Annotated in this window: 1 protein-coding gene; it reads right to left on the bottom strand. The window is 49.2% G+C overall.

Annotation, left to right across the window (positions count from 1 at the left end; genetic code table 11):
- The coding region (locus R7Q09_RS26035; RefSeq protein WP_318143931.1) for a thiamine pyrophosphate-binding protein at window positions 1-671 on the bottom strand (671 nt) is incomplete at both ends.

The raw sequence follows: 671 nt of genomic DNA on the forward strand, positions 1-671 counted from the left end.
ACATTCGTCGAGTTGGCTGGCCAACTTAGGCTGTTGTAACCACAAATCATAATGTGACCAATCGGAGCTAACTCCACTTTGCGGATCCGCCAATACAGGCCACCCCATTTGCTGTGCAAACGCTTTTGCCGCTTGCGCGTGATCAGCAAGTAAGCTGCCAATAACAACCACTCCTTTTCTATCAGCACAAAATGGAATGTCACGGAATGATGGGCTGACAAATCGTTGAGTATATGTTTGACCGCCTTTGCGCCACGCTTCGACACTGTTCAGGTAGCTTTGGTAAGCGCTTTTTTCCCCGTCAGAATACAGCGGCTCAGGAAAGGCGCAGTTAATGTGAACCGCGCTGCCATGTAACTGCTGGTTAAACATCACCTCATCAACCGAAGTGAGTAACCAGTTGAGCGGCGTATTTAAACTCGGACTTGGCAAGTTCAAATTTGCCGATACATGATGCGAAAAAATCCCAAGCTGATTAATTGCTTGGTTTGCGCCACAACCGACGAGTTCAACAGGGCGGTCAGCAGTAAGCAAAACCAGTTTTTCGCCCGTTAATTTAGCTTCTGCTACCGCAGGCAACAAGTTTGCGACCGCAGTGCCAGAAGTCACGATAACGGCTACCGGCTCTTGGCTAGCTTTCGCCAAGCCAAGCGCCATAACACCTAATCCAC

This window comes from Vibrio sp. 2130-1 (assembly GCF_033339515.1).